This window comes from Micromonospora sp. NPDC005220, assembly GCF_040607895.1.
In the GTDB taxonomy this organism is placed as follows: domain Bacteria; phylum Actinomycetota; class Actinomycetes; order Mycobacteriales; family Micromonosporaceae; genus Micromonospora.
The window spans coordinates 1-7,582 of record NZ_JBEXHP010000176.1 but is presented as its reverse complement, the minus strand read 5'-3'; the positions used below and the strand labels follow the sequence as shown (position 1 = coordinate 7,582).

Here is a 7,582-nt window from a genome sequence, read left to right as displayed (position 1 = left end):
GGGGCGCCGCGGCGGGGGCGCCCCCCCCCCACCGCTGTGTCACGGGCGGGAAGGGACGGTGCGGGCCCCTTCCCGCCGTGTGGGTGGTGCGTCGGCCCTCGGCTCAGCCGAGACCGCCCTTGATGGCGCCGATGAGCTCGCCGTTGCTGGTGTCACCGGAGAGCTCCCAGAAGAACGCGCCACCGAGGCCCTGGTTGTTCGCGTACGTCATCTTGCCGTTGATGGTCGACGGGGTGTCGTAGCTCCACCAGTTGCTGCCGCACTTGGCGTACGCGGTGCCGGCGACCGTGCCGGTGGCCGGGCAGGTGTTCTTGAGGACCTTGTAGTCCTCGATGCCCGCCTCGTAGGTGCCCGGCGCCGCGCCGGTGGCGCTGCCGCCCGGAGCGGCCTGGGTCACACCCGTCCAGCCCCGGCCGTAGAAGCCGATGCCGAGCAGCAGCTTGTTGGCCGGGATGCCCTTGCTCTTGAGCTTCTGGATCGCCGCGTCGGAGTTGAAGCCCTGCTGCGGGATACCGGTGTACGACGTCAGCGGCGAGTGCGGGGCGGTCGGGCCCTGGGCGTTGAACGCGCCGAAGTAGTCGTACGTCATCGGCATGAGCCAGTTGAGGTTGCCGATCGCGCCGGCGTAGTCGGTGGCGTCGATCTTGCCGCCGTTGCTGCCGTCCGCGGTGATCGCGGCGGTGACCAGGGCATTGGACCCGAACTTCGACCGCAGCGCGCCGATCACGTTCTTGAACGCGTTGGGGCCGCTGCTGTCACAGCTCAGACCGCAGGCGTTGGGGTACTCCCAGTCGACGTCGATGCCGTCGAAGACGTCCGCCCAGCGCGGGTCCTCGACCAGGTTGTAGCAGCTCTCGGCGAACGCGGCCGGGTTCTGCGCGGCCTGGGTGAAGCCAGCGGACCAGGTCCAGCCACCAAACGACCAGATCACCTTGAGGTGCGGGTTCAGCTGCTTGAGCTTGCGCAGCTGGTTGAAGCTGCCGCGCAGCGGCTGGTCCCAGGTGTCGGCGACGCCGTCCACGCTGTCCGCCGCGGTGTACGCCTTCTCGTAGTCGGCGTAGCTGTCACCGATGGTGCAGCGGCCGCCGGTGGTGTTGCCGAAGGCGTACAGGATGTGGGTCAGCTTGGCGGCCGAGCCGCTGGTCTGGATGTTCTTGACGTGGTAGTTGCGCCCGTAGACACCCCACTCGGCGAAGTAGCCGACGACCTTCTTGCCGCCGGTGTTCGGCGGCGGCGTGGTCGGCGGGGTCGTGGTGGGCGGGGTGGTGGTGGGCGGCGTCGTGGTCGGTGGGGTGGTGGTCGGCGGCGTCGTGGTCGGCGGGGTCGTCCCGCCGCCGCACGCGGCACCGTTGACGGTGCAGTTCAGCGGCGCCTTGTAGGCGCCGGTGCCGTTGTAGCCCCAGCTGAAGGAGGCGCCGGGGGCGAGGGGGCCGGCCCAGCTCTTCTTGACCGCGACGTAGTGGTTGCCGCTGCTGGTGACGTCGGCGTCCCACGCGCTGCTGATGGTGGTGCCCGAGGGCAGGTCGAACTCGATGCGCCAGGTGGTGACCGTGGCGCTGGAACCGTTGGTGACGGTCACTTTCGTCTCGTGACCGGTCCCCCAGTCCTGCGCCTTGGTGAAGGTGGTGGTGACCGTGCCGGCGCCGAACGCGGTGGTCATCGGCACCGCTGCGACGGTCACGGCGACCACGGCACCGGCCCAGAGGGCCCGGCGGAGCGATCTTTTCATGCGGCGTCTCCCGAACTGTTAGGAAACTTTCCAAAAGAGATGGTGAGACGGTACTCACGGCGTCATCAGTTCGTCAAGATGTCCATGTTTCGATTTCTCCTGGTGCACGGAGTGTGTACGCTCCGCCCACCCTCGGAACGAGGCCCGGCCGGCGCGTAGCCTCGGCCCATGACCGTCTTCGACATCCCGATCGACGCCCTCAACGGCGGCCCCGCCGACCTGGCCCGCTACCGCGGCACGGCGTTGCTGGTCGTCAACGTGGCCTCCCGCTGCGGCCTCACCCCCCAGTACGCCGGCCTGCAGAAGCTCGCCGACTTCTACGCCGACCGGGGCCTGGTGGTGCTCGGCGTGCCGTGCAACCAGTTCGCCGGGCAGGAACCGGGCAGCGCCGCCGAGATCAGCGACTTCTGCCAGGTCAACTACGGGGTCACCTTCCCGCTGACCGAGAAGGTCGACGTCAACGGCCCCGACCGGCACCCGCTCTACGCCGCGCTCGTGGACACCCCGGACGCCGACGGGCACACCGGTGACGTGCGATGGAACTTCGAGAAGTTCCTGGTGGCCCCGGACGGCTCGGTCGCCGCCCGCTTCGCTCCCACGGTCGAGCCCGACTCCGACGACCTCCGCGCCGCCATCGAGAAGACCCTTCCCACCCCCTGACGCCCCCGGGTGCCGCGGCACGGGGGCCCAGCTCGGTCGATCATGAAGTCGCGGTGCACGAGTTGCCCATTCGACCCACCTCCGGGTCCCGTCGGACCGCCTTTGATCACGCTCGAACCTGGATGTAGTGGGAACCCGCACGAACCGCTCGTCACCGGAGAGTGGCAGGTCTCCGGAGAGCCGGTCGGCGACCACCGTGAGCAGTACGTTGTGCAGGATGGGCTCGCGGCGCGAGCGGGTAACCGGAATAACCCACCAGGCTGGTCGGGAATCCGTCGCGGGTGGACGGAGTTGGGAACGAGCATGACAACTGTGGGCCTGATCGGCAGTGGCAACATCGGCAGCACGGTCGCCCGGCTGGCCGTCGACGCCGGGTACGACGTGGTGCTGAGCAACTCGCGGGGGCCGGAAACCCTCACCGACCTGGTGGAGACCCTGGGCGAGCACGCCAGCGCCGGCACCACGCAGGACGCGGCACAGGTGGGTGACCTGGTGGTGGTCAGCGTGCCGCTGAAGGCGTACCGCGCGGTGCCCGTGGAGCCGCTGGCCGGCAAGGTCGTCATCGACACCAACAACTACTACCCGCAGCGCGACGGGGCCTTCCCGGAGCTGGACTCCGGCGAGATCACCAGCAGCGAGCTGCTCCAGCGGCACCTGCCGGAGTCGCGGGTGGTCAAGGTCTTCAACAACATCTACTTCAAGAGCCTGGCCGCGCTGCCCCGACCGTCCGGTGCGGCCGACCGCAGCGCCCTCGCGATCGCCGGTGACGACGCCGCCGCGAAGGCCGAGGTGACCGCCTTCCTGGACCGGATCGGCTACGACGCGGTGGATGCCGGCCCGCTGGCCGAGGGGTGGCGCTACCAGCCGGACACCCCGGCGTACGGCACGCTCTACTCCGCCAGCCCGACCGACTTGGAGCACCCCGCCCCGGCCGACGCCGCGAAGGTGCGCGCCGCCCTGGCCGCCGCCACCCGCTGAGCAGAGACCGCCGCCCTCCCGCGATCGCCTGTCGGGTGGTCGCGGGGGCGGCCGGTCCGAGGCGTACGCGCCGGGCCGGCCCCGTCGCCGCTGGCCGAAGCGAGAAGGTGAGCGGGGGCAAACGCCTCGGCCCCACGTCTGCCCTCAGAAGAACGGGTTCCCTGGACGGGTATCGATTCGTAGCCTCAGCGAATGGGGACGGCGAGCACACCGGCCTACGACGCCCACGCCGACTGGTACGAGGGTTTCATTCTCGGCGGCGGCGACTATCTCCGGCGGGTGCACGCGACCGTGGCGGACCTGCTCGGCGCGGGCGAGGGGCCCTGCCTCGACATCTGCTGCGGCACCGGCGCGCACGCCTCGGTGCCGGCGGGTCTGGGGTGGACGCCGGTGGGCGTAGACCTGTCCGGCGGGCAGTTGCGGCACGCGAGGAGGCGGTTGCCGGTGGTCAGGGGTGACGCGATCATCCTGCCGTTCGGCGACGCGTCGCTGCCGGCCGCGATGTGCGTGCTGGCCAGCACCGACATGCCCGACTACCCGGCCCTGCTGCGCGAGGTCGCCCGGGTGCTGCGGCCCGGCGGGCGGTTCGTGCACGTGGGTGTGCACCCATGTTTCGTGGGTGCGTTCGCCGACTGGGGACAGCATCCGAGGGTCGTCGTGGACGCGCGGTATGCCGACCGATCCCGCAGCTTCGACAGTTGGAACACCAGCGGTGTGCGGGTACGGGTGGGTGCCTGGCACCTCCCCCTTGCCGACCTGATGAACGCGACAGTGGTCGCCGGTCTTCGGCTGGTTCGGGTCGTCGAGGCGGGCCCAGGCGGAGTCCCGGACCTGTTGGGCCTCCTAGCCGTTCGAGAGCGGTAGGGACGGGCTCCCGCCGCACCCCGAAACACAATTTCGGGGATGTTGCTGCCTCAACACGCCTCAAGGCAGCAACATCCCCGAAGTTGCGCGGATCTTGAGGGCGCTGGCGTGGGGCAGGGGCAGGGGCGACAGCCGGCAAAAACATCGCTGTGGCAACTTGCGCCGCAGTCCTGTTCACGGGACCCTGTTCTCTGGGTTGCCGCCCGCTCACCGAACGTGCCCCACCGGAGGCGACATGCACACGCTCCGTACCGTGTCCCGCCGGCTGCTGGCCGGCTCCGGCGCGCTCCTGCTCAGCACCGCTCTCGCCGCCGCCATTCCGGTTTCGGCCATCGCCGCGACCGGCGCGGACACCGTCGGATACGTCCGGCTCGCGCACCTCTCCCCGGACACCCCGGCGGTGGACGTCTACCTGGCGGCACCGGGCGCGGCGAAGCCGCAGGTGTTCCCCGGGGTCGGTTACGGCGTGGTCTCCGACTACCTGAAACTCGCCCCGGGCCGGTACGCGGTGGCCATGCGTGAGGCCGGCGCCCCCGCCAGCGATCCCCCGGTGCTCACCACCGAGGTCGCGGTGACCAGCGGCAACGCCTACACGGTGGCCGGTGTCGGTCGACACGCCGACCTCGGCCTGCGGGTGCTCAATGACGATCTCAGCGCCCCCACCGGCGGTCGCGCGAAGGTGCGGGTCGTGCAGGCGTCGGTGCGGACCCCGGTGCTCGACGTGGCCGCCGCCGACGGCCCGATGATCGCCAACGGGGTGCAGTTCGCCACCACGACCGACTACCAGCAGGTCGAGCCGGGCAGTTGGCGGCTCAAGCTGACCGGCGCCGGCGGGCCGAGCACCGACGCCGAGGTGCGGCTCACCGGTGGCGCGGTCTACTCGCTGCTGGTGCTCGACGCGAGGCAGGGCGGGCTCACCGCCGAGCTGCGCCGCGACGCCGAGGGCGGCACCGTGGTCCCGGCCGGCGGGGTGGACACCGGCGCCGGAGGCACCGCCGGGGCCGGGCTCGACGCGTACCCCCTGGTGGCCGGCGGTCTGGCCGCGGCAGCCGGCGCGGTGGCCCTGCTGCTCTGGCGCCGGCGGCGGCGCACCACCTGGTGAGCGCCGGGCCGGACCTGTCGATCCGGCGGCACCGGGACCGCCGGATACCGCTGGCCGCGCTGGTCGCTGCCGGCGCGGCGGTCTGCCTTGCCGCCGGCACCGGGGTCGGGCTGGCCACCACCGACCCGCCACCACCGGCGGCGAGCTGGCACCCCGGCTGCGGCGACGACTGTCCGTCGGTGGCCGCCGCGCCCGCGCCACAGGGTCCACCCACCCGGGTACGCGTACCGCGCATCGGCGTCGACTCACCGCTCACCGTTCTGGGTCTGGACCGCGTCGGCGCGCTGATCCCGCCTACCGACTTCCAGACCGCCGGCTGGTACGGCGGCGGCCCGGCCCCGGGCGACACCGGCCCGGCCGTACTCGCCGGGCATCTGGACTCACGACGCGGCCCGGCGGTCTTCGCCCGGCTGGGCGAGCTACGGGCCGGCGACCTGGTGGAGGTGTGGCGCGGCGGGCAGCGGTTGGCGTTCCGGGTCACCGGGTCGCTGCGTACCCGCAAGGACCAGTTTCCGACGGCCGCGGTCTACGGACCGACGCCCGGGGCGGAGCTGCGCCTGGTCACCTGCGGTGGCGACTTCGACCGACGGCGGGGGCACTACGTCGACAACGTGGTGGTGTTCGCGGTGACCGAGACCGCCGACCCGGTTCTGCCGACGTCCGCGGCGGGTTGAGCCCGCGCACCCGGCCGGCATGGGCCGCGCCGCGCGGTCCCGGCACGCAGCGACCGCGAGGGTCCTGGGCGCGGCGCGACCACGAGGTCCTGGCGCGCCGCTTGATCAACTCGGGTTTCAGGATGTCGCGGTGTCCGGGGTTCCCGGATGCCGCGACTTTCAGGATCCCGAGTGGATCAAGCAGCGCGGTCCAGCCCCACGCCCCCCAGGGGCGGGGGTGTCAGAGCGGGCGGCGGCCGGCGAAGCCGCACTCGGCCCGGTGGTACCAGCGCACGTCGGAGTCGCCCTCCAGCCAGCACCAGAGCACGGCGCGGCCGGCCCGCTCGCCGGGGAAGTCGAGCAGCACCGGGGCGATGCCCTTGACCTGGATGTCGTGCTGGTGCAGCTCGTCGACGACGGCGTGCAGCCGGGCCTCCAGCCCCTTGACCTCGGCCAGCCCGCCGAGCGCGCTGACGCCGTGATCGGCCAGGTCGGCGCGCAACTCCGCCAGGTCAGCCCGGACCCGGATCAACTCGTCGACGCGCGGCTGCAGGGTGGCCACCAGGTGCCGGGCCTGGGCAAGTGTGAACACCGGGCCAGTATGCGGCACACCCGGCCCCGCGACGTGCCCGGAACACTTCAGCGTGACGCGCCCGAAGGCTCAGTCGGCCTGTGCCGCCAGCTCGCGGGCGCGATCCCGGGCGGCCTCCAACGCGGCGAGCAGCGCCGCGCGTACGCCGTGCTTCTCCAGCTCACGGATCGCGGAAATGGTGGTGCCGGCCGGCGAGGTGACCGCCTCGCGCAGCTTGACCGGGTGTTCGCCGGAGTCGCGCAGCATCACCGCCGACCCGATCGCGGTCTGCACGATCAACTCGTGCGCCACCTGCCGGGGCAGCCCGAGCAGGATCCCCGCGTCGATCATGGCCTCGACCAGCAGGTAGAAGTAGGCGGGGCCGGAGCCGGAGAGCGCGGTGACCGCGTCCTGCTGGGACTCGGGCACCCGGATCGTCTGGCCGAGCGGCTTGAACATCTCCTCGGCCAACGTCAGGTGCGCCCCGGTGGCGTACGCGCCGGCGGAGATCGCGGTCATCGCCTCGTCGACCAGCGCCGGGGTGTTGGTCATCACCCGCACCACCGGGGTCCCGTCGGGCAACCGGCGGCTGAAGAAGCTGGTGGGCAGACCGGCGCAGAGCGAGATGACGAGCTTGTCGGCCGGCACCTTGGGGCCGATCTCGTCGAGCAGCGCGGCGGCGTCCTGCGGCTTCACCGACACGGCGAGCACCGCCGCCTCGTCCACCGCGGTCAGGTTGTCGACCACCCGTACGCCGTACCGGGCGGTCAACTCCTCGGCGCGAGCGGGCCGGCGGGCGGTGGCGAGTAGCCGGTCCACCGGCCATCCTGAGCGCAGCAGCCCGGAGAGCATCAGCTCACCGATCTTGCCCGCGCCGATCACCGCGACCGTGTGCACCCCGGCTGACATGTCGGCCCGTACCCCCTCGCATTGGGTCGCGGGGGGGGGGGGGCGCCGGCCCGCGCGCCGCCCCGCGCCCGCGACCGCAAAGCCCCGCGAGCCCCCCCCCGGCCCGCAACCACCGC

Annotated in this window: 8 protein-coding genes; 5 read left to right on the top strand and 3 right to left on the bottom strand. The window is 72.2% G+C overall.

Annotation, left to right across the window (positions count from 1 at the left end; translation table 11 throughout):
* Positions 1 to 103: 103 nt before the first annotated feature.
* Positions 104 to 1,729, bottom strand: a complete 1,626-nt coding sequence (locus ABZU52_RS31035; protein WP_354974481.1) for a glycosyl hydrolase family 18 protein — start codon at positions 1,727 to 1,729, stop codon at positions 104 to 106.
* Between the two features lie 168 nt (positions 1,730 to 1,897).
* Here ABZU52_RS31035 and ABZU52_RS31030 point away from each other — a divergent pair, with 168 nt between their 5' ends.
* From ABZU52_RS31030 to ABZU52_RS31010, 5 genes are all read left to right on the top strand, one after another.
* Positions 1,898 to 2,389, top strand: coding sequence for a glutathione peroxidase (locus tag ABZU52_RS31030; protein WP_354974480.1), 492 nt, complete (start codon positions 1,898 to 1,900; stop codon positions 2,387 to 2,389).
* Between the two features lie 303 nt (positions 2,390 to 2,692).
* Positions 2,693 to 3,367: an NADPH-dependent F420 reductase gene (locus ABZU52_RS31025; RefSeq protein WP_354974479.1), complete on the top strand. Its 675-nt coding sequence runs from the start codon at positions 2,693 to 2,695 to the stop codon at positions 3,365 to 3,367.
* A 192-nt stretch (positions 3,368 to 3,559) separates the two neighbouring features.
* Positions 3,560 to 4,231 (top strand): methyltransferase domain-containing protein, encoded by a 672-nt coding sequence (locus ABZU52_RS31020; protein ID WP_354974478.1) that lies wholly within the window; start codon positions 3,560 to 3,562, stop codon positions 4,229 to 4,231.
* A gap of 235 nt (positions 4,232 to 4,466) precedes the next feature.
* On the top strand, positions 4,467 to 5,333 hold the full coding sequence (locus ABZU52_RS31015) for a DUF4397 domain-containing protein (RefSeq protein WP_354974477.1): 867 nt from the start codon (positions 4,467 to 4,469) through the stop codon (positions 5,331 to 5,333).
* Positions 5,330 to 6,007 carry a class F sortase gene (locus ABZU52_RS31010; protein ID WP_354974476.1) on the top strand — a complete coding sequence of 226 codons (678 nt, stop codon included), beginning with the start codon at positions 5,330 to 5,332 and terminating at the stop codon, positions 6,005 to 6,007. The genes ABZU52_RS31015 and ABZU52_RS31010 overlap by 4 nt, the downstream gene beginning before the upstream one ends.
* A gap of 220 nt (positions 6,008 to 6,227) precedes the next feature.
* Here ABZU52_RS31010 and ABZU52_RS31005 read toward each other — a convergent pair whose 3' ends face one another.
* Both ABZU52_RS31005 and proC read right to left on the bottom strand, forming a co-directional pair.
* Entirely contained in the window at positions 6,228 to 6,578 is a 351-nt protein-coding gene (locus ABZU52_RS31005; protein WP_110564124.1) for a DUF2203 domain-containing protein, read from the bottom strand.
* Positions 6,579 to 6,647: 69 nt separating this feature from the next.
* Positions 6,648 to 7,466: a pyrroline-5-carboxylate reductase gene (proC, locus tag ABZU52_RS31000; RefSeq protein WP_238661521.1), complete on the bottom strand. Its 819-nt coding sequence runs from the start codon at positions 7,464 to 7,466 to the stop codon at positions 6,648 to 6,650.
* Positions 7,467 to 7,582 lie beyond the last annotated feature (116 nt).